Annotated in this window: 22 protein-coding genes and 1 other RNA gene; 9 read left to right on the top strand and 14 right to left on the bottom strand. The window is 70.1% G+C overall.

Features of this window, described 5'->3' with window-relative positions:
• Positions 1–84 precede the first annotated feature (84 nt).
• Positions 85–540 (bottom strand): cupin domain-containing protein, encoded by a 456-nt coding sequence (locus ACSQ2B_RS18715; protein WP_436052132.1) that lies wholly within the window; start codon positions 538–540, stop codon positions 85–87.
• Between the two features lie 57 nt (positions 541–597).
• Between ACSQ2B_RS18715 and dapE the strand changes: the two genes are divergently transcribed.
• The gene (gene dapE, locus ACSQ2B_RS18710; RefSeq protein WP_436052613.1) at positions 598–1743 is read left to right on the top strand and encodes a succinyl-diaminopimelate desuccinylase; all 1146 of its coding nucleotides are present in this window, start codon (positions 598–600) and stop codon (positions 1741–1743) included.
• A gap of 66 nt (positions 1744–1809) precedes the next feature.
• Here dapE and truA read toward each other — a convergent pair whose 3' ends face one another.
• Entirely contained in the window at positions 1810–2556 is a 747-nt protein-coding gene (truA, locus tag ACSQ2B_RS18705; protein ID WP_436052131.1) for a tRNA pseudouridine(38-40) synthase TruA, read from the bottom strand.
• Positions 2556–3482: a methionyl-tRNA formyltransferase gene (fmt, locus tag ACSQ2B_RS18700; protein WP_436052130.1), complete on the bottom strand. Its 927-nt coding sequence runs from the start codon at positions 3480–3482 to the stop codon at positions 2556–2558. Before fmt ends, truA begins: the two co-directional genes overlap by 1 nt.
• Before the next feature lie 73 nt (positions 3483–3555).
• Here fmt and ACSQ2B_RS18695 point away from each other — a divergent pair, with 73 nt between their 5' ends.
• Entirely contained in the window at positions 3556–3900 is a 345-nt protein-coding gene (locus ACSQ2B_RS18695; RefSeq protein WP_436052129.1) for a hypothetical protein, read from the top strand.
• A gap of 180 nt (positions 3901–4080) precedes the next feature.
• On the opposite strand, the gene def is transcribed toward ACSQ2B_RS18695, so the two are convergent.
• Both def and rmuC read right to left on the bottom strand, forming a co-directional pair.
• Positions 4081–4587, bottom strand: coding sequence for a peptide deformylase (def, locus tag ACSQ2B_RS18690; RefSeq protein WP_436052612.1), 507 nt, complete (start codon positions 4585–4587; stop codon positions 4081–4083).
• Between the two features lie 52 nt (positions 4588–4639).
• Entirely contained in the window at positions 4640–5911 is a 1272-nt protein-coding gene (rmuC, locus tag ACSQ2B_RS18685; protein ID WP_436052128.1) for a DNA recombination protein RmuC, read from the bottom strand.
• Positions 5912–6014: 103 nt separating this feature from the next.
• Here rmuC and ACSQ2B_RS18680 point away from each other — a divergent pair, with 103 nt between their 5' ends.
• Together ACSQ2B_RS18680 and ACSQ2B_RS18675 are read left to right on the top strand one after the other, a co-directional pair.
• Positions 6015–6308 carry a DUF1330 domain-containing protein gene (locus tag ACSQ2B_RS18680; protein ID WP_436052127.1) on the top strand — a complete coding sequence of 98 codons (294 nt, stop codon included), beginning with the start codon at positions 6015–6017 and terminating at the stop codon, positions 6306–6308.
• Positions 6309–6539: 231 nt separating this feature from the next.
• Positions 6540–8021, top strand: a complete 1482-nt coding sequence (locus tag ACSQ2B_RS18675) for a DUF6880 family protein (protein ID WP_436052126.1) — start codon at positions 6540–6542, stop codon at positions 8019–8021.
• Here the strand turns inward: ACSQ2B_RS18675 and ACSQ2B_RS18670 are convergent.
• Positions 7997–8575: a hypothetical protein gene (locus ACSQ2B_RS18670; RefSeq protein ID WP_436052125.1), complete on the bottom strand. Its 579-nt coding sequence runs from the start codon at positions 8573–8575 to the stop codon at positions 7997–7999. The two genes, ACSQ2B_RS18675 and ACSQ2B_RS18670, sit on opposite strands and share 25 nt — an antisense overlap.
• Positions 8576–8587: 12 nt before the next feature.
• The gene (gene recR, locus ACSQ2B_RS18665) at positions 8588–9190 is read right to left on the bottom strand and encodes a recombination mediator RecR (protein ID WP_436052124.1); all 603 of its coding nucleotides are present in this window, start codon (positions 9188–9190) and stop codon (positions 8588–8590) included.
• A gap of 45 nt (positions 9191–9235) precedes the next feature.
• On the opposite strand from recR, the gene ACSQ2B_RS18660 reads away from it, so the two are divergent.
• Complete coding sequence (locus ACSQ2B_RS18660) at positions 9236–9643, top strand: GNAT family acetyltransferase (protein WP_436052123.1); 408 nt, start codon at positions 9236–9238, stop codon at positions 9641–9643.
• A 141-nt stretch (positions 9644–9784) separates the two neighbouring features.
• Here ACSQ2B_RS18660 and ACSQ2B_RS18655 read toward each other — a convergent pair whose 3' ends face one another.
• The 3 genes from ACSQ2B_RS18655 to ffs all read right to left on the bottom strand — a co-directional run bounded on the left by ACSQ2B_RS18655 (position 9785) and on the right by ffs (position 12053).
• Positions 9785–10111, bottom strand: coding sequence for a YbaB/EbfC family nucleoid-associated protein (locus ACSQ2B_RS18655; RefSeq protein WP_436052122.1), 327 nt, complete (start codon positions 10109–10111; stop codon positions 9785–9787).
• A gap of 3 nt (positions 10112–10114) precedes the next feature.
• Positions 10115–11929 (bottom strand): DNA polymerase III subunit gamma/tau, encoded by a 1815-nt coding sequence (locus ACSQ2B_RS18650; protein ID WP_436052121.1) that lies wholly within the window; start codon positions 11927–11929, stop codon positions 10115–10117.
• A 31-nt stretch (positions 11930–11960) separates the two neighbouring features.
• Positions 11961–12053: signal recognition particle sRNA small type (gene ffs, locus ACSQ2B_RS18645), an RNA gene on the bottom strand.
• Positions 12054–12147: 94 nt separating this feature from the next.
• On the opposite strand from ffs, the gene nudC reads away from it, so the two are divergent.
• The 3 genes from nudC (at position 12148) to ACSQ2B_RS18630 (ending at position 14763) form a co-directional block, all read left to right on the top strand.
• A complete protein-coding gene (gene nudC / locus ACSQ2B_RS18640) occupies positions 12148–13071 on the top strand; it encodes an NAD(+) diphosphatase (RefSeq protein ID WP_436052610.1) in 924 nt (307 codons plus the stop codon).
• Positions 13072–13133: 62 nt separating this feature from the next.
• Positions 13134–13328 carry a hypothetical protein gene (locus tag ACSQ2B_RS18635; RefSeq protein WP_436052120.1) on the top strand — a complete coding sequence of 65 codons (195 nt, stop codon included), beginning with the start codon at positions 13134–13136 and terminating at the stop codon, positions 13326–13328.
• A gap of 31 nt (positions 13329–13359) precedes the next feature.
• Positions 13360–14763, top strand: a complete 1404-nt coding sequence (locus tag ACSQ2B_RS18630; protein ID WP_436052119.1) for a glycosyltransferase family 4 protein — start codon at positions 13360–13362, stop codon at positions 14761–14763.
• Here ACSQ2B_RS18630 and ACSQ2B_RS18625 read toward each other — a convergent pair.
• Positions 14730–15575: a prephenate dehydratase gene (locus ACSQ2B_RS18625; RefSeq protein ID WP_436052118.1), complete on the bottom strand. Its 846-nt coding sequence runs from the start codon at positions 15573–15575 to the stop codon at positions 14730–14732. The genes ACSQ2B_RS18630 and ACSQ2B_RS18625 overlap by 34 nt on opposite strands.
• Entirely contained in the window at positions 15572–16309 is a 738-nt protein-coding gene (locus tag ACSQ2B_RS18620) for a 3-deoxy-manno-octulosonate cytidylyltransferase (protein ID WP_436052117.1), read from the bottom strand. Before ACSQ2B_RS18620 ends, ACSQ2B_RS18625 begins: the two co-directional genes overlap by 4 nt.
• Positions 16310–16433: 124 nt before the next feature.
• Here ACSQ2B_RS18620 and ACSQ2B_RS18615 point away from each other — a divergent pair, with 124 nt between their 5' ends.
• Positions 16434–17093, top strand: a complete 660-nt coding sequence (locus ACSQ2B_RS18615; RefSeq protein WP_436052116.1) for a c-type cytochrome — start codon at positions 16434–16436, stop codon at positions 17091–17093.
• 14 nt (positions 17094–17107) lie between these two features.
• Here ACSQ2B_RS18615 and ACSQ2B_RS18610 read toward each other — a convergent pair whose 3' ends face one another.
• Both ACSQ2B_RS18610 and ACSQ2B_RS18605 read right to left on the bottom strand, forming a co-directional pair.
• A complete protein-coding gene (locus ACSQ2B_RS18610; protein WP_436052115.1) occupies positions 17108–17941 on the bottom strand; it encodes an NlpC/P60 family protein in 834 nt (277 codons plus the stop codon).
• Complete coding sequence (locus tag ACSQ2B_RS18605) at positions 17938–19317, bottom strand: leucyl aminopeptidase family protein (protein WP_436052113.1); 1380 nt, start codon at positions 19315–19317, stop codon at positions 17938–17940. Before ACSQ2B_RS18605 ends, ACSQ2B_RS18610 begins: the two co-directional genes overlap by 4 nt.
• Between the last annotated feature and the right edge of the window lie 58 nt (positions 19318–19375).

The following is a 19375-nucleotide window of genomic DNA, read 5'->3' as shown; positions in this document are numbered from 1 at the left end:
CATGAACACGGCCCAGCATCGGTGTGCATGGGTTCCCGGCACAAGGCCGGGAATGACGGTGGGGGAGAGGGTAGAGAGAATCCCTCAGTACTTCGTGCCGTCGCGGTGCAGGTAGCCGTCCGATCCCGCCGGCGCGATCATGTCGATGTCGGGGTAGTCGCAAGCGTCCTCGGCGGGCCGTCGCGAGCCCACCTCCAGCAGCACCAGCTCCCGGTCCGAGCGGTTCTGGATGTGGTGGCCGTTCGGCGCGCCGGCCGGGAAACCCGCGCAGTCTCCCGCCTTCAGCGCCTGCTCGCCCTCGTCGGTGACCAGCACGCCCTCGCCCTCCAGCACATAGACGAACTCGTCCTCGGCCGTGTGCCAGTGGCGCTGGGCCGACCACTGGCCCGGCGGCAGGCGCAGCAGGTTGACGCCGAACTGGGTCAGACCGGCGGCGTCGCCGAGCTTCCGGCGCGTGCGGTCCCGGCAGGGCGCATCGTGCGGCGGCGGGTAGCCGGTCCCGCTGCGGGTCGGGGCCTTTTCGACGTCGATCTTGGGCATGCGGCGTTTCCGGTCTAGAGCACGACGGAATTCTAGAGTGCGACGAAACCGGGGGCGATCTTGATCGATGCCGTCAACCTGACGCGGGAGCTGATCCGCCGTCCTTCCGTGACCCCGGCCGACGCCGGTGCTATGGACGTCGTCGAGCAGACGCTGAAAGGCCTGGGCTTCGCCTGCCGCCGGATGCGCTTCGGCGAGATCGAGAACCTCTACGCCCGCTACGGCGCCGCCCGGCCGAACCTCTGCTTCGCCGGCCACACCGACGTGGTGCCGGTGGGCGACGCGGCGGCCTGGACGCAAGGCGCCTTCGCCGCCGAGATCATCGACGGGGTGTTGGTCGGCCGCGGGGCGGTCGACATGAAGGGCGCCATCGCCGCCTTCGCCGCCGCCGCCGCCAAGGCCATCGACGCGGGACAGGTGAAGGGCTCGCTCTCCTTCCTGATCACCGGCGACGAGGAGGGCGTGGCGCTCGACGGCACCAAGAAGGTGGTCGAGGCGCTGATCGCCGAGGGCGAGGCGGTCGACCACTGCGTGGTGGGCGAACCGACCTCGGCGCAGATCTTCGGCGACATGGTCAAGGTGGGGCGCAGAGGCTCGATCAACGCCGATATCCTGGTCGAGGGTGTCCAGGGCCACGTGGGCTATCCGCACCGCGCGGCCAATCCGGCGCGGGTGCTGATCCCCCTGCTCGCCAGGTTGCAGGCGCGTGTGCTGGATAATGGCTACCCGGAGTTCCAGCCGTCGAACCTGGAAATCACCCTGGTCGAGATGCCGAACACGGCGACCAACATCATCCCGGCCTCCGCCCGGGCCCGGCTCAACATCCGCTTCAACCCGAGCCACACCGGCCAGGCGCTGGCCGAGTGGATCGCCGCCGAAGCCGCGGCCGCCTCCGAGGGCACGAAGTGCAAGGTGACGGTGACGCCGCAGATCAGCGGCGAGGCCTTCCTGACCGAGCCCGGCCCTTTCACCGACGTGGTCGCCGCCGCCGTCGCCGAGGTCACCGGCCATCCGCCGGAGCTCTCCACCACCGGCGGCACCTCCGACGCCCGTTTCATCCGCGCGCTGTGTCCCGTGGTCGAGGTGGGCCTGGTCGGGACCACCATGCACCAGGTCGACGAGCGCACCCCGGTGGCGGAGATCGAGCGCCTGCAGACGGTCTACGAGCGGCTGATCGACCGGTACTTCGCAGCGTTTGGGTAATTTCAGATGTCATCCCGGTCTTTCGCTGCGCGAAAACCGGGATGACGTTGGTGTGGGCGGAACGCGCTACTCGCCCTCGTATCCCACGTACGTCAGATAGAGCCCCTCGGCCGGCGCCACCTGGCCGCAGGCTTTGCGGTCGCAAGCCTCGAGGGCGGCCTTCAGATCCGCAGCGGTCCAGCGCCCGACGCCCACCTCGGCCAGCGAGCCGGCCATCGAGCGCACCTGGCGGTGCAGGAAGGACCGCGAGGCGAAGTCGAGCAGCACCGCCTCGCCCTCGCGGCGCACCTTGGCGACGTCGAGCGTCTTCATCGGCGACTTCGCCTGGCAGCCCAGGTCGCGGAAGGTGGTGAAGTCGTGGTGGCCGACCAGGGCCTGGGCGGCCTCGTGCATGGCCTCGGCGTCGAGCGGCTTCTTCACATGCCAGACCCGGCCCTGATCGAGGGCCGGCGGGCTCTTGCGGTTGAGGATACGGTAGAGATAGCGGCGCTCGCGGGCGGAAAAGCGCGCGTGCCAGCCGCCCGGCGCGACGGAGGCGTCCAGCACCACGATCGGCTCGGGAACCAGGTGGGCGTTCAGGGCGTCGCGCACCACCTCCGGCTTCCAGTCCTTCTCCAAGTCGATGTGGATCACCTGGCCGGTGGCGTGGACGCCGGTGTCGGTGCGGCCCGCCGCGTGCAGCCGCAGGGTCTGGCCGCAGAAGCCCTGCACCGCCCGTTCGATCGAGCCCTGCACCGAGGCCAGTCCCGCCTGGGCCTGAAAGCCGTGATAGGGCCGCCCGTCGTACTCGATAACCAGCCGGTAGCGCGGCATCAGAGACACCTTGTCCCGGCGGCCACGGGCTGGCCGCGCAGGAAGACCTCGGCGTCCTGGGCGCCCTTGCCCTCGCGCTGGACCCTCAGGAGCCGCACAGCCCCCTCGCCGCAGGCGACCAGCAGGCGGTCGTCGAGAACCGTCCCCGGCTCTCCCTGGGCCTCCTCGAAGGCCGACAGCAGGGCCTTCACCCGGACTTCGCCCTTTTCGGTCGGCAGCAGGAACCAGGCGCCCGGGAAGGGCGACAAGCCGCGGATCTTGCGGTCGAGCTCGCGGCCGGACCTGGTCCAGTCGAGCCGCGCCTCCTTGGGGCGGATCTTCTTGGCGTAGGTGACGCCGTCATCGACCTGCGGCGTCGCCGTCGCGCGGCCGGCCTCGATCTCCGGCAGGGTGCGGACGATCAGGTCGGCGGCCGCAGCGGCCAGGCGGTCGTGGACCCCGCCGGCGGTGTCCAGCGGACCGATCCGCACGGTGGCGATCGCCAGCACCGGGCCTTCGTCGAGGCCCTCGGTCATGCGCATCACCTCGACGCCGGTCATCTCGTCCCCGGCCATCACCGCGCGCTGGATCGGGGCCGCGCCGCGCCAGCGCGGCAGCAGCGAGGCGTGCAGGTTGAAGCTGCCGAGCCGGGGCGCTTCGAGCACCTCCGCCGGCAGGATCTGGCCGAAGGCCACCACCACGGCCGCATCGGCGCCCAGGGCCGCGAAGGCTTCGATCTCGGCCGGGTCGCGCATGGAGGCCGGCGTGCGCACGGCAATGCCGCGGGCCTCGGCGAAGGCGTGGACGGCGGACGGCTTCAGGGCCTGGCCGCGGCCGCGCGGGGCCGGCGGCTGGGAGTAGGCGCAGACGATCTCGTGTCCGGCCTCCACCAGGGCGGCGAGGACGGCGACGGAAAATTCGGGAGTGCCGAGGAAGGCCAGACGCATGTGCAGCGTTTACCGTTCAGGGAACTCACAGGAAAGCTTGGCCGTTGATTGGCCGATCTTGGAGGAGACTTCCATGCGCACCCATGTCACCGCCTTCGTCCTGGGGTTCGGCCTGGCCGTCGCCGGCTGCAGCCCGGCCGAGCAGCAGAAGACCAAGGCCGACACCCAGGCCGCCGGCCAGGACGTCAAGGAGAGCGCCCAGAAGGTGGGCGACGAGATCAAGGAGGGCGTCAAGGACGTCGGCGTCGACCTGAAACAGGTCGCCAACGACCCTGACGTGAAGAAGGCCCAGGGCGAAGTGAAGTCGGCGCTCAAGGACCTCGGCGTCTCAGTCAAGAAGGCCGCCAAGGAAACCAAGGACGAGGCGAAAGACGCCGGGAGCAACGCCAAGGACGCGGCGAACGACGCCAAGGGCTGAGGCGGCGGCCTGTCAGCGGCGAAGCGAGCGGATAGGCCGCAACGCCCCTCCGTCTCGCCTTCGGCGATCCACCTCCCCCGCCGCGCGGTGGAGGATCTGGGCCGAAGATGCTCCACCGCGTAGCGGGGGAGCTGTCGCGAAGCGACTGAGGGGGCGTTCAGCTTCGGCCCCGGTCGCTCCCTAAGCCGCTCGCAGTTTCTTGACCTTCTTCACCGCCTGCTCGCGCTTCAGGCGCGAGAGGTGGTCGATGAAGAGGACGCCGTCGAGGTGGTCCATCTCGTGCTGGATACAGACGGCGAACAGGCCCTCGGCGTCTTCCTCGACCGTCTCGCCCTGGTAGTTCAGGTAGCGCAGCCGGACCTTCGACGGGCGCTGCACCTCGTCGAAATATTCCGGGACCGAGAGGCAGCCCTCTTCGTAGCCCAGGGTCTCTTCCGACGACCAGAGAATCTCCGGATTGACGAAGTAGCGCGGGGCCTTGGGCTCTTCCTCGCGGGCCAGGTCCATGACGATCACCCGATGGGGCTCGCCGATCTGGATGGCGGCCAGGCCGATGCCCGGGGCGTCGTACATGGTCTCCAGCATGTCATCCATCAGCGCCCGCAGGGCGTCGTCGACGCCGGCGACGGGCTGCGACACCTGCTTCAGGGCCGGATGGGGGACGGTGAGGATTTCGCGGATGGCCATGTCGCGGAGGTAGGTTGCCAATTCCCGAGCGTCAAGGTCGGCGATTATAGCCTCAAATCTCGTCGCCGGCGACAAGACGCATCGGCGCGGTCTCGGCGACGGAGAGCTTGGTCAGCGGACGCACCGTGCTCTCGATCGGTTCGAGGGCGGCGATCTCCTTGCCCTCGTGGTCGACCTTGAGGTCCTCGAAGCGCTTGGCCTGGGTCAGCACCTGACTTTCCAGGGAGGCGGCGAAGCGGTTGTAGCGATCGACCGCGGCGGTCAGCGCCTTGCCCACCGAGCCGGCGTGCTCGCCCATCACCGAAATGCGCTTGTAGAGCTCGCGCCCGAGCTCGGCGATCTTGCGGGCGTTGGCCGCCTGCTCCTCGACCCGCCAGCCATAGGCCACGGCCTTGCACAGGGCGAAGAGGGTGCTGGGGGTGACGATCACCACCCGCCGCTCCATGGCGTCGGTCATCAGGTCCGGGGCGCGGTCGAGGGCGGCGGCCAGCGCCGAGTCCAGCGGCACGAACATGGCCACGAAGTCCGGCGAGGCGTCGAACTGGTCCCAGTAGGCCTTGGCCGATAGCCCCTGGACGTGGGCTTTCACGCTCTGCACGTGGCGCAGGCCGCAGGCGTCACGGGTCAGCTCGTCGGTCGCGTCCTGCAGCTCCAGATAGGCGTTGAGCGAGCATTTGGCGTCGATCACGAACACCGCCCCGCCCGGCAGGCGCACGGTCACGTCCGGACGCCGGCGACCCTCTTCGGTGTCGGTGGAGGTCTGTTCCTGGAAGTCGAAACGGTGAGCCAGGCCCGCGGCCTCCAGCACATTGCGCAGGGTCTGCTCGCCCCAGCGGCCCTGGACGCCGGCCCCGCGGCGCAGCGCCTGGGACAGCTTGCGCGCCTCGTCCTGGGTCGCCGTCGAGGCGGCCAGCAGCTGGGCGATCTGTTCCTTCAGGCCGCCGTTCTCCTCGGCGCGGGTCTTCTCGACCGCCGCCACCTGCTCCTGGAACTTGGCCAGGGTGTCGGCGACCGGCTTCAGCTGGGCCTCGATGCGGGCCTGGGCGAGGACCTCGCGGTTGCGGAAGGTTTCCTCGGTCTGCTTGACCAGGGCCTCGGCGACCACCTGCGCCGATTGCGCCGCCTGGGCCTTGGAGAGCTCCGCCTGGGCCGCCTGCTGCTGCTCCAGCATGTTGGCCCGCGCCTCGGCGGCCGTAGCCCGCTCGGTCAGGGCGAAAGCCCGCAGGTCCGCGACCCCGGCGCGCCGGCGCTCCAGGAAGCCCCAGGCGATCGCCGCGGCGGCGACAAGGGCGCAGACCAGCGCCGCGAGAAGAGAGGCGTTCATGGTGCGTTCTTAGCGCACGCGGTGAGTCGAGGATAGCGCGGCCTCTGGACGCGCGCGGCGCCCTCGCTCTAGCGTGGTCGCAGAACACGAAAAGGAAACGCTCATGGTCGCCTACGTCATCTTCCTGCGCGAAAGCCCGATCCACACGCCGGCCGAAATGGCCGAGTACCAGCGCAAGGGCCAGCTGAACCCACGCGACCCGAAGATGATCCCGCTGGCGGTCTATGGCCCGCAGATCACCCTGGAGGGCGAGGCGCCCGACGGCGCGGTGATCCTGCAGTTCCCGACCGTCGAGGACGCCAAGGCCTGGTACAACGGCCCCTACAAGGAGACCGCCCTGCACCGGCAGGCCGCCGCCGACTACCGCGGCTTCATCATCGAGGGCTATCAGCCCTAGCTGCATCTTGGGGAGGACAAAGAGGGCGTCTAGGATCGTGGCGACTCATCCTCGCGACTAGATCCTCGATGTCGGACGTCTTCCCCGCCACGCCTGAAGATTGTCTTCGCGCCGCCGCCGGCGACGGCGCCTACGGCCGCGGGCTCGCCTACTTCGAGCAGGGCCGGGTGGAGCTTCTGGTGTCGAACGCCGCACGCGCGGTCGCCAGCGTCCACGGCACGGAGGTCTATCGTGTCGAGCTGCACCGCGTCTCAAGCCGCCTGGCCGGGCGCTGCGAGTGTCCAGCTCAGCCCCTTCTGCAAGCACATGGTGGCCGTGGCGCTGGCCGCGCCACAAGGCGCGGTCAACCGGTTCGGCGCCCTGCGCGAGCACCTCCTCGCCCAGCCGCCGGAGGCGCTCGTCGGCCGGCTGCTGGACCTTGCGGAACGGAACGAGACGCTGCGCCGGTCGCTCGAGCGGGAGATTGCCGACGCCTCCGAGGACGACGCGGCGCTCGTGCGGCGCTACCGGCGCGACCTCGAAGACGCGATTGAGGCGGCCCGCGATCCGGGCTCTTGGCGTTCGGCGAACGACTTCGCCGAGCTGAGCGCGGCGATCGACGCCTTGTCGCGCCTGGCCGACAGACGGCCAGGGCCGGCGCTGGAGCTGACCACCTATCTGCTCGACGAATTCCTGGAACTGAGCGGCGAGGTGGGCGATTCCGAGGGCGAGCTGTACGAGCTGGGCCGTCAGGCCTGCGAGATCCACCTCCGGCTCTGCGCCGCCCGGCGGCCTGACCCGGCGGAACTGGCCGAACGGCTGCTCGACTGGGAGCTGAACGCCGTCACCGACCTCTTCCACGCCATCCACGAAGACTATGTCGACATTCTCGGCGTCGAGGGGATCGCCGCGCTCACCCGGCAGGCGCAAGAGCTGTGGGCCGTCCTGCCGCCGCTGAAGCCCGCGACCTACGATCCGCGCCGCACGGTGCTGAAGGCGATCCTCGACCGGTTCGGCGCCCAAGATCTGGATGCGCGTATTGCGCTCCGCAAGGCGGAGTTGGCCGCACCCGCGGGCTATCTGGAAATCGCCGACATGCTGGAGGCCGCCGGGCGGGAAGCCGAGGCGCTCAAGTGGCTGGAAGAGGCGCTCTGGGTGTTCGAGGATCGGCCGGACCGGGGTCTTCAGGGCCGCGCCGCGGATATGATGTTGAGGGCGGGGCGGGTGAAGGAAGCGCAGGCGCTGCTCTGGCGCGTGTTCGAGCGCGAGCCGGGTTTCCACACCTATGTGGCGTTGCGGAAGCCCCCCGATGCGCCTTCGCTGGCGGCGAAGGCGCAGGCGCACCTCCGCGCCCGGGCGGAGACGGCGAAAGCCGATCGCGCCTCGTGGTACAGCGCAGCGGCCACGCTGTTCGACATCCAGATGGAAGAGGGCGACTTCGACGCCGCCTGGGAGACGGCCGGGCGCTTCACCCTCGGCGACATGCGGCTGGGCCAACTTGCGACGGCGACCCTGCAGACCCACCGCGACCGCGCGCTCGCTGCCTTCCGCACCCTTGCCGAAGATTGCATCCGCCGGGGTGGGGCGGGGAACTACGACGCCGCGATCGGCTGGATCCGCCGCAGGGGCGAGGCCAAGCCCAACGCGGCCGAGCAGGCGGCCTGGATCGAGGATCTTCGGCTGCGGTACAAGGCCAAGCGCACCTTCATTCAGAGGTTGCCGCCAGCGCCCTGATCCCGATCGGGCGAGTGACCTTCAAGCGGTGCGAGCAGCAGTGCCTCGACGTCGACCGGAGCTTTCGCGCGACGCACCACCGTAGGCCACAGATCGAACGGCGGGGCCGCGACCAGCGCCGGCGCCAAGGTCACCAGATGCAGGTCGTCGTTCAGGTGGACGCGCTGGCCCCGCAAGCCACAATGATGCGCCTCGCACATCGTGCGTGGCCGGCATTCGCGGTAGCGGCAGATCCGGCCAATGTAACGACCCTCACCCTCCGCCAGAAAAACATCCGCCGCCAGATTGATCGCGTTGCACCGCCCCTTCAGCCGCCGGCCGATCGGCGCAAGCTCGGCGAGGTCGAGTCCCTCGTCCAGCAGGACGAGAACGTCCGTGTCCTTGGGCGCGGGCTTGAGCGTCGCGAGCGAGCCCAGCAGAGAGATGCGCCGCACGCCAACGCACTCGCTCGCCGCACGCACGAAAGCAAGCGTCTCGCTCAGCAGGACCTCGCGCGGATTGGCGACCGAAGGTCGAGGGCTGTCATCGTATTCGCGGCGCCGCCCTCTCCGCATGTCGCTCCGCCTCTAAGCCGGCCGGCGGGCGCGCATGGCCTGGGCGATGGTGCCGTCGTCCAGCCAGTCGAGTTCGCCGCCGACCGGCACGCCACGGGCCAGCATGGTGACCTCCACGCCGCTCGCGACCAGCCGGTCGGCGAGGTAGTGAGCGGTGGTCTGGCCGTCGACGGTGGCCGGCAGGGCCAGCACCACCTCGCGCACCACGCCGTCGGCGGCGCGGCTCAGCAGCGGCCCTACCCGCAAGGCCTCGGGGCCGACGCCGTCCAGGGCCGAGAGCAGGCCGCCCAGCACATGGTAGCGGCCGCGGAAGGCGCTCGCCCGCTCCATGGCCCAGAGCGCGCCGACTTCCTCGACCACGCAGAGCAAGGTGCGGTCGCGCTGCGGATCGGAGCAGATGGCGCAGGGGTCCTGGGTGTCGAGCGCGCCGCAGACCGAACAGACCTTCACCCGCGCCGCTGCTTCGGCGAGCGCGTCGGCGAGCGGGGTCAGCAGCTGGTCGCGCCGCTTCAGCAAGGCCAGCGCCGCGCGCCGCGCCGAGCGTGGCCCGAGGCCTGGCAGCTTGGCCAGGAGGCCGATCAGGCGTTCAATCTCGGGTCCGGCGGAGCTGGCCAAGGCGATTCCTTGCGGGGCTTTAGGCGGCATAGATGGAGGCGCGCGGTGCGGATTGTCGAGATCGCCGACGACGATATCGAAGCTGTGGTCGCGCTATGGGAGCGCTGCGGCCTGACCCGGCCGTGGAACGATCCGCGCGCGGACATCGCGCTCGCCCGCCGCACGCCGACCTCGACCGTGCTGGTGGGCAGGGCGGATGGCGCGATCGTCGCCACCGCCATGGCAGGGTCGGACGGCCACCGGGGCTGGGTCTACTACCTCGGTGTCGATCCCGCCGCGCAGGGCGGCGGCCGGGGCCGCGAGATCATGCAGGCGTCCGAGGACTGGCTGCGCGCCCAGGGCGTACCGAAGATGCAGTTGATGGTCCGCGGCGAGAATGTCGGGGCGCGGGGGTTCTATCAGCGGATCGGCTACGAGCTTCAGGACACCTTGGTGTTCGGCAAGCGGTTCTGAGGCGGCGGCGCCGAACGCCCCCTCAGTCGCTTCGCGACAGCTCCCCCGCTGCGCGGTGGAGCATCTACGGCCCAGATCCTCCACCGCACCGCGGGGGAGGTGGCTCGCGTAGCGAGACGGAGGGGGCGTTCGGCCCCGCCGTCAGAACTTCGGCATCCCCGGAATGCCCATGGCCGCCAGAGGACCTGCGGCCTCGCGCATCACCTCGGCCTGCTGGGCGTCGAGCTTGCGCTTGGCGTCGGCGTGGGCGGCGACCACCAGGTCGGAGACCACCTCGGCCTCGCCAGGCTGCATCAGGCTTTCGTCGAGGTCGACGCGGGCGAGCTCGCCCGAGCCCTTCAGCGTCACCTTGACCATGCCGCCGCCGGAGGTGCCCTCGATCGAGAGTTCCGCCAGCCTCGCCTGGGCGTCGGCCAGCTTCTGCTGCATGGCCTGGGCCTGTTTCATCAGGGAGCCAAGGTCTTTCATGGCCTAGTCCTCGTCGCTATCGGCTTCGTCCACCGGGGCCACATCGGCCGCCTCCGGCTGCGGCAGGTTGCGGATGCTGACGATCTCCGTCCCCGGAAACGCGGTCATCACCGACATGATGAAGGGGTCCTGCTCGATCCGCGCGCGCTCTTCGCGACCCTGGCGCTTCTGGCGCTCCCAGGCGCTCTCGGCGCCGCCGCCGCCCTGGGCGGCGATCAGCCAGCGTTCGCCGGTCCATTCCTTCAGCCGCGCGACCAGGCGCTGGGCCAGGTTGTTGGGCGCGCCGGGGGCCGGCTCGTACTCGATCGCGCCGGGCCGGAAGCTGATCGGCCGCACATAGCGTTCGACGTCGAGCTTCAGGGTGATGTCGCGCTTCTTGTCGATCAGGGCGAGCACGTCGTCGAAGCTCTTCAACGCCGCGCTGGCGATCGGCTCGTTCGACGGTTGCGACTGGGGCTGGGCGAAGCTGCGGGCCACGGCGGTCGCGCCGCCGCCGCCGCTGGCCGCCGATCCACCGCCGCCGCCCGAGGGACCCGCGCCCCCGCCGAGCGAGTCGCCGTTCTGCAGCCGCTTCAGCGCCTCTTCCGGCCCCGGCAGGTCGGCGGCGTAGGCCAGCCGCACCAAGGCCATGTCGACGGCGGCCGCGGCGTCCGGCGCGCGGCGCACCTCGTCATAGGCCTTCAGCATCAGCTGCCAGAGGCGCGACAGGACGCCCGCCGAGACCGCCGCGCCGATCGCCGCCAGCCGGCCGGCCTGTTCCTTGGGCATGATCAGGGCGTGCGCCCCCACCGCCTTGGCGACGGTCGCGCCATGGCAATGGTCGAGCAGGTCCAGCATCACCTGGTCCGGATTGGCCCCGAAGCCGTAGAGGGTGCGGAAGGTCTCGATGGCCGGCCCGGCCTCGCCGCGCATAAGCTGTTCGAAGAGGGTGATGGTCTGGGCCCGGTCGGCCAGGCCCAGCATGTCGCGGATCGAGGCGGCGGAAACCGTCATGCCGGACTCGGCCTGGACGATGGCCTGGTCGAGCATCGACTGGCCGTCCCGGACCGAACCCTCTGCAGCGCGCGCAATGAGCATCAGTCCCTCGGCCTCGACGCGGGCGCCCTCGTTCTCGCAGATCATTTCAAGATTCTTGACGAGGACGTCGGGTTCCACCCGGCGCAGGTCGAAGCGCTGGGTGCGCGACAGGATGGTCACCGGAACCTTGCGGATCTCGGTGGTGGCGAAGATGAACTTGGCGTGCGGCGGCGGCTCTTCCAGCGTCTTCAGCAGCGCGTTGAACGCCCCCGTCGACAGCATGTGCACTTCGTCGATGATGTAGACCTTGTAGCGGGCCTCGACGGGAGCGTAGCGCACGCCCTCCAGCAGTTCGCGCATGTCGGCCACGCCGGTGCGGCTGGCGGCGTCCAGCTCCAGGACGTCCATGTGCCGGCCCTCGATGATCGAGCGGCAATGCCGGCCCTCGTCCTTGAAGTCGATGGTCGGCTCGTGGACCGTCTCGGTCTCGTAGTTCAGGGCGCGGGCGAGCAGGCGCGCGGTGGTGGTCTTGCCGACCCCGCGGACGCCGGTGAGCATGAAGGCGTGGGCGATCCGGCCGCTGGAGAAGGCGTTGCGCAGGGTGCGCACCATCGCTTCCTGGCCGTAGAGGTGCTCGAAGGTGCGGGGCCGGTATTTGCGCGCGATGACGGTGTAGGCGGCGGAGTCGGCGTCGGACCCGGAGTCCGCCGGAAGCGCCGGGGGCGCGGCATCGCCGAACATGTCGCCCGTATTGGGGTCACGTTCCGGCGGCTCGTCTTCTGGCAGGAAGTCTTCGGCCATTGAGCCCCTTGCCGACCCAAGGGTGGCGGAATGAGGTGGAGATCACGACCCGAGCGTAACTCGTTACGGCTGCTTCCTTCCGGACCTGACCGGGTTGGCGAGGCGATCGCCCGTGATCTCCGCCCCCTATATCGCTGTTGAGGCCCGCTCGCGCAAGCCGGGGACGTAGCTTGCGCGCGCACATGACGCGCAAGCCGCCGCGGCGTAAGACTCAGGCCATGGCCCTCGACCTCTTCCTGAACACCTTCGCCGGCAATCCCCTGGACCGCGCGAGCGACCGCCGCGCCGACCCGGACTGGCTGGCGCGACAGCTCGCTTCGCAGGACAGCCTCGGCGTGGCGCTGTGGAACGGACGCCCTCTGGTCGAGGACGGCCCGGACGGGCTGCAGCTCAGCTACCTGCCGGCGAAACTGATCGGCGAGCTGGCGGGCGGGACCGAACGGCTGCTGTTCCTGGGTCTTTCGAAGGAGCGGGCGGTGTTCGCGGTCGATCTGGAGGGCCAGGCCGACCCCACCGCCCAGACGCTCGAGGGGCTGGGCCGGTTCGAGGACCTGCGGCCGCTGGCGATGACCCTGCCAGCGGCGGACGCCGCCATCATCGCGACCGCCAAGGCGATGTTCGAATGGCGCCGGCGCCATCGCCGCTGCGCGGTCTGCGGCGAGCCCTCCCATCCGGCGGACGGCGGCTGGAAGCGGGTCTGCGAGGCCTGCGAGGCCGAGCACTTCCCGCGCACCGATCCCGTGGTGATCATGCTGCCCCATCACGGCGACCGCTGCATGCTGGGCCGCCAGGAGGTCTGGCCGCCCGGCATGTTCTCGGCGCTGGCCGGCTTCCTGGAGCCCGGCGAAGCGATCGAGGAGGCCTGCGCCCGCGAGGTCAGCGAGGAAGCCGGCCTGCGCGCGGTCAAAGTCCGCTACCACTCCAGCCAGCCCTGGCCCTATCCGTCGTCCCTGATGATCGGCCTCCTGGCCGAGGTCGAGGACGATGAAGGCCAGCCGGACCAGACGGAGCTGTCGGAAGTCCGCTGGTTCACCAAGGCCGAGGCCCGCGACCTGCTCGCCGGCAAGATCGAGGGCCTGTTCGCCCCGCCGCCGAGCGCCATCGCCCACCAGCTGATCAAGGCCTGGGCGGAGGAGGCCTAAGCACGCAGGGCGAGCGAAGGCCGCGAAATTCATGCTAGCGTGGCGCTTCACGGGAGGCGTCGATGGCTTCGCGCGTTCGGATGGCTTGGGCCGTGTTCGCGGTCGTCGCGCTCCTGCTCCTGGGCGGACTGCAGATCTGGGGCGCCTATGCGACGCGCGGCCTGGTGATCGAGGCGACCCATGCCGTGGATTCGACGACCGACATCGAAGGTGAGAAGGCGCGCCAGGAAGTCATCGGCAAGCGCATCGAAAACTGAGGCGACACTCCCGCATTGCCGCCTCGATGCGGTGAAGGTCCTGAACCTCGACCTCGAGGGCGCGGACTTGCGGCGTATCGGCTCGGGCTGGCGCGGCGTGCCGTGGGAGGCGACGCGCAACTGGCGTCGCGCGACCTTCGATCCGCAGGTCGCCGCCGACCTGGCTGATCGCTACGGCGCCGAAGCCGTTGACATCGATATCCTGATGCTGATGTGGGAGGCGCCGCCGTACGTGGCCGGCGGCACCTGGACCGCCTGTTATCACCTGATCCGGCGCCTGCGCCGACGCGGCGCCAAGGTGACGGTGGTCGTGCCGTGGGAGCGCGAAAAGATCGCCGACAACCCATTCGGTCTGGATGTCCCTATCCTGGCGCTGGGCATTCGTCCGCCGCCATCAAACGCTTCCGCCTACGGCGCGCCCGCCTGGTCCAGCTACGGCGGGGCGGGATACAGCCCGTACAACGCCTACGGTCCTTACAGCGCCTACGACGGCGCGGGGCTCTCCGGATCGGCGCTGTTCGGCCTGATCGAAGAGTTCCGCCGCCGGCTCGAAATCCTGGCGGCCAATCTCAAGCCCGACGTGATCCACGCCCACGACTGGGTCACCTTCGAAGCCGCCCGCTTCGCCTCCGAGCTCACCGGCGCGCCCTGGGTCGCCCATTTCCATTCGACCGAGCGCGACCGTCGGCCGGACGCGCCGGACGAGCTGACGCTGCGGATCGAGCGGATGGGCGTGGACTCCGCCGCCGCGCTCGTGACGCCGGGCGCCGGGACGCGCCGTCAGCTCGTCGCCGACCACGGTCCCAAGGCCCAGGCCGCCGTCGCCATTCCGAACCTGCTTTCAGATGATCCTGTTTCGACCCGCGAGATGGGCCGCTTCGAGACGCGCCGGGTCGTCTTTGTCGGCCGACTGAGCGCGCAAAAGGGCCTGGACCGCTTCGGCGAACTGGCCCGCGCGGTGCGCGCGACCACGCCCAACGTCGCCTTCGAGGTCTTCGGGGAGGGCGAACAACAGTATCTTGGCAGGAGCTACGGCCTGACCATGCGCGGCGCCCTGCCCTGGGACCGGCGCGGCGAAGCCTTCGCCGGGGCCAGCGTCCTTGTCGCGCCGTCGCGGTCCGAACCTTTCGGCATGGTGGTGCTCGAAGGGATGCAGCATCGCACGCCGGTGATCTATCCGGCGGCTTCAGGGGCGGCTGAAGCGCTGGAGAACGGCGTGAAGGTCGATCCCGCCGACATTGCGGCGATGGCCCGCGAGGTCACGCGCCTCCTCGGCAGTCTGTCGGATTGGGAAGCCGTCGTCCGCAGCCAGGCGACGGAGATCGACGCCTATCCGACCCGACCGGACGACGACCTGCTGATCGCGCTCTGGCGGCGCCTGGCCCCCGCCCCGCCCGAGGCTCACCCCCGCGCCCGGAACGGGTCGGCCGGATAGACGCCGAGGATCTCGAACTTCTCGGAGAAGAAGTGCAGCTCGTCGAAGGCCCGGGCGACCGAACGGTCCTCGGGACGGCCCTCGACCTCGACATAGAAGAAGGTCGCCGTGAAGCTGCCTTCCTCCATGTAGCTCTCGAGCTTGATCATGTTCACGCCGTTGGTCGCGAACCCGCCGAGCGCCTTGTAGAGCGCCGCCGGCAGGTTCTTCACCCGGAACACGAAGCTGGTGATGCAGGGCGCGGTGAAGGGCGGCGGGGCCGGGTCCGGCTCGGCCGTCATCACCAGGAAGCGGGTGGTGTTGTTGTGCTCGTCCTCGACGTCGCGGACCAGGATCTCCAGCCCGTACATGTCCGCCGCCAGCTCCGGCGAGACCGCCGCCCGGGTCGGATCGGGATGTTCGGCCAGCATCTTGGCGGCGAGCGCGGTGTCGCCGACCGGCTCGGTCTTCAGGCCCAGCTTGCGCAGGGTCTTGCGGCACTGGCCGAGCGCGATCGGCATGGAGGAGGCGTACTTGACCTGCTCCAGCTTCACGCCCGGATTGACCATCAGGTGGAAGTGGATCGGCTTGAACCGTTCGCCGATGATCCTGAGCCCCGAGTCCGGCAGCAGGTGGTGCACGTCGGCGACGCGGCCGGCGATCGAATTCTCCACCGGGATCATGCCCAGTTGGCAGTCGCCGGAGCGCACCGCCTCGAAGGCGTCCTCGAAACTGGGGTGCGGGATCGGATCGTATTCCGGATAGGCCGCCTGGCAGATCTCGTGGCTGTTGGCGCCCAGCTCGCCCTGGAAGGCGATGCGTCGCTGGCTCATCGAAGACCTCTTGCATGCGCCCGCGCCTGTTCGAGATCGGCGGGAGTGTCGACGGAGATAGGGGCGGCCTCGGCGACCGCGGCCCAGATCGAGAGCCCGAGTTCCAGGGCGCGAAGCTGTTCCAGCTTCTCCCGGAGTTCCAGGGGCGAAGGCGGGGCGGCGTTGAAACGTTCCAGGGCCGCGCGGCGATAGCCGTAGATGCCGATATGGCGCCAGACCGGCGCCTCGCCGTAGAGGGTCGAACGGGTGAAGTAGAGCGCCCGGCCGCTCCGGCCATCCGGCTGCAGGGCCAGCACCGCCTTGACCACGTCCGGATTGGCCCGGTCGGCGAGCGAGCTTTCCGGCGCGACCACGGTTGCGATGTCACATCCTGCCTCGCGACCGAGCAGGGCGACGCAGTGGGCGAGCACCGACGGTTCGACGAAGGGCATATCGCCCTGCAGGTTGACCACCAGATCGTGGCGGCCCTCGGGATCCAGCTCGGCCAGGGCGGCGAGGATGCGGTCCGACCCCGATGGCAAGGCCGGATCGGTCAGAACCGCCCGGCCGCCGGCGTCCTGCACCGCCTCGACGATTTCCGCGTCGCCGGCCGCCACCGCCACCGGCCCGGCGCCCGCCGCTTCGGCCTGGCGCAGAACCCGGACGATCATCGGAATCCCCTCGATATCCGCAAGCGGCTTCCCCGGCAGACGGGTCGCGGCCATGCGCGCGGGGATGAGGACGATCGGGTTCATGGTATCGCTTGGGCGGTTGCGCCCGCGGCGGTAGCGTGTAAGAGAGCCGGGCGCAATAAGGGGCGGGATTCCCGCGCTTTCGCCGAGCGTAAAGCCGGCCGTGAGAGGGCACGAAAACAAGACTATGAGCGACCTTACCTTCAACAAGGTCGCCGGCGCAGTGCTGGCGACGGGTCTGGCCATCTTCGGCCTTCGCGAGCTCTCCAGCGGCATCTTCGCCGACGAAAAGGTCGAGAAGCCCGGCTACGCCGTCGAAGTCGCGGCCGAGACGGGCGGCGCAGCCGCCGCGGCCGACGTTCCGCCCGACTGGGGCACGGTCCTGCCGAAGGCCGACGTGGCCGCCGGCGAGGCTGTTTTCGCCAAGTGCCAGTCCTGCCACAACTTCACTGCAAACGGCACCGGCCCGGACCTGTTGGCCGTCGTCGGCCGCAAGCCGGGCTCGGAAGCGGGCTTCGCCTATTCGCCGGCCATGGAAGCCTTCGCCGCCAAGCAGCCGATCTGGGATTACGAGCACGTCTACGAGTTCGTGAAGAACCCGCAGGCCTATATCCCGGGCACGAAGATGACCTTCGTCGGACTGAAGAAACAGGAAGACCGGATCAACCTCATCGCCTTCCTGCACACCAAGGGCTCGACCCTGCCGATCCCGGCGCCGAACCCGGCGGCGGCGGCTCCGGCGGCTGGTAACGCCACGGCCGCTGCGGCGGGCAATGCGACCGCTCCGGCCGCCGGCACCGCCGAGGTCGCCGCGGCCGGCAATGCTCAGGCGACCGCCGCCAAGTAAGGCGATCTTCTAGACTACGGTCTGCGAAAGGCGGTGGGCTCTCCAGAGCCCGCCGCCATTATGCGTTCTATGGCCCTGTCGAGCGACTCGACCGCCACGGCCATATGGTGGGCGTTGGCGTGCAGGATGCGCTGGGCGTCCAGCCCGATCGCCACATGGCCCCTCCAGAAGACCAGGTCGTTGCGGGCGAACGCGCTGCGGTCGATCGGCCGGCCGAGGGCGGCTTGCATGTCGGCGTCGCGCGGACAGGCCTGGCCGCAGGCCAGGAGCGCCTGTTGCACCAGCCCGGAGCAGTCGAGCCCCAGGCTCTCGCGCCCGCCCCACAGATAGGGGGCGCCGAGATAGCGCTCGGCCACGCCCGCGGGATCGCGCGCGAAGACGCCGATCGGCGCCAGGTGCTCCACGGCCATCCAGCCTGCGCCTGCGACCCGCGCCAGTCGGCCCTCGACGGCCTCGACGGTCGCAAGCGCGTTCAGCGAGTAGGGTCCGCCGGCCTTCGACTTGATGCTGGGTTCGGCGAAGGCGTAGGTGCGGATCGCCGAGATCCGGTGGGTCGGAACGAGGTCCGCCGGCGCCAGCGCCGCAGCCGCGACGAAGCCTACATAGCCGTCGCGACGCGCCTGGCCCCAGAGGAAGGCGCCCTCCTCTTCGATCGCCTCGAAGACCTCGCCGAACAGCAGCTGGTCCATCTGCTCCGACGCGGCGTCGGGCGCGCGATACAGCCCCGCGGCCGGGACGATGCAGCGCAGCGGCTTCGGATCGAGATAGACCTCGGCGGCGAGCACGCCCTCCAGCCCGCGGGCGGCGATTCCGTCCCGCAGCGGTGTGACCCGCGGATCGAAGCTCACGCGAAACGCTCGCGAACCATGGCGTAGAGCGCGCGGATCGCCTGGGCCTCGCCCCCGGCGGGCCGGCCGGGCGAGCCCTTCGAATTCCAGCCGAAGATGTCGAAGTGCGCCCAGGGCCCGGCGGGCGCGAAGCGCTGCAGGAAGAGCGCCGCCGTCACCGCGCCCGCCTGGGCCCAGGCGTCGGGATCGTTCTTCAGGTCGGCGATATCGGAGTCGAGCGCCTCGGCGTAGCCCTTCCACAGCGGCAGGCGCCACAGCGGGTCGTTCTCGGCGTCGGCATGGCGGCCGATGGCGGCGGCGAGGTCCTCGTCGTCGGTGAAGAAGGGCGGGAGGTGCGGGCCCAGCGCCGCGCGCGCCGCCCCGGTCAGCGTCGCGAGGTCCAGCGTCAGGGCCGGCTCCAACTCGGCGGCGCGGGTCAGGGCGTCAGCCAGGATCAGCCTTCCTTCCGCGTCCGTGTTGCCGATCTCGATCGACAGGCCCTTGCGCGAACCGATCACGTCGCCGGGCCGCATGGCGTCGCCGGAGATGGCGTTCTCGACCACAGGCACGAGCACGACCAGACGCACCGGCAGGCGCGCAGCCATGATCATCCGGCCAAGCGCCAAGGCGTGCGCCGCCCCGCCCATGTCCTTCTTCATCAGCCGCATGCCGGAGGAGGGCTTGATGTCGAGGCCGCCGGTGTCGAACACCACGCCCTTGCCGATCACCGCGACCAGCGGCCGGCCGGCCTCGCCCCAGGCGATCTCGATCATCCGCGGCGCGCGCTCAGGCGTGGCGGCCCGGCCGACCGCATGAACGGCAGGATAGTTGGCCTCCAGCAGCCCCTCGCCCTCGATCACCGTGATCTGGGCGGCGTACTGCTCGGCGATCTCCCGGGCGATGGTCTCGATCTGCAGCGGCCCCAGGTCGTTGGCCGGGGTGTTGATCATGTCGCGGGCGAGCGCGCAGGCGTGGGCCACCTGACGCACCTCCTCGAGGTCGACGCCTTCGACGACGAGGCGAGGTCGTTCGCCGGCCGGCTTCTTGTAACGGTCGAACCGGTAGCTCCCCAGCGCGAAGGCCAGCGCGGCCTGGTCGCGAGCCACCTCGGCCGGCGCCTGGGCGAGACGATAGATCCCCGGCGCAAGCTTCGCCGGCAGGGCGCGGAAGGCCATCGGGTCGCAAACCCCGCCGAGGCCGACCAGCACGAGCTCCAGCACGCCCTCGGCGTCGGGAACGCTGAGCACCTGACCGGCCCGGCCCTTGAATTCGGCGAAGCGCGCCATGGCCTGGACGAACGGCGGCTGGGTCTCCAGGAAGGCCTGAGCCTCGTGGTCGGCGACGGCGTGAAGGGGAACGACGGCGCCTTCGGACGCGGCGAGAATGACTTCGGACATCGGTCTCTCAGGCGAGGAACGTCAGGGAACGGCCGCGCGCAGGACGCGGTCCCGATCT

Origin of the sequence: Phenylobacterium sp. LjRoot225 (assembly GCF_964252855.1) — a bacterium.
In the GTDB taxonomy this organism is placed as follows: domain Bacteria; phylum Pseudomonadota; class Alphaproteobacteria; order Caulobacterales; family Caulobacteraceae; genus Phenylobacterium.
This window is presented reverse-complemented; position numbering and strand designations above follow the sequence as displayed.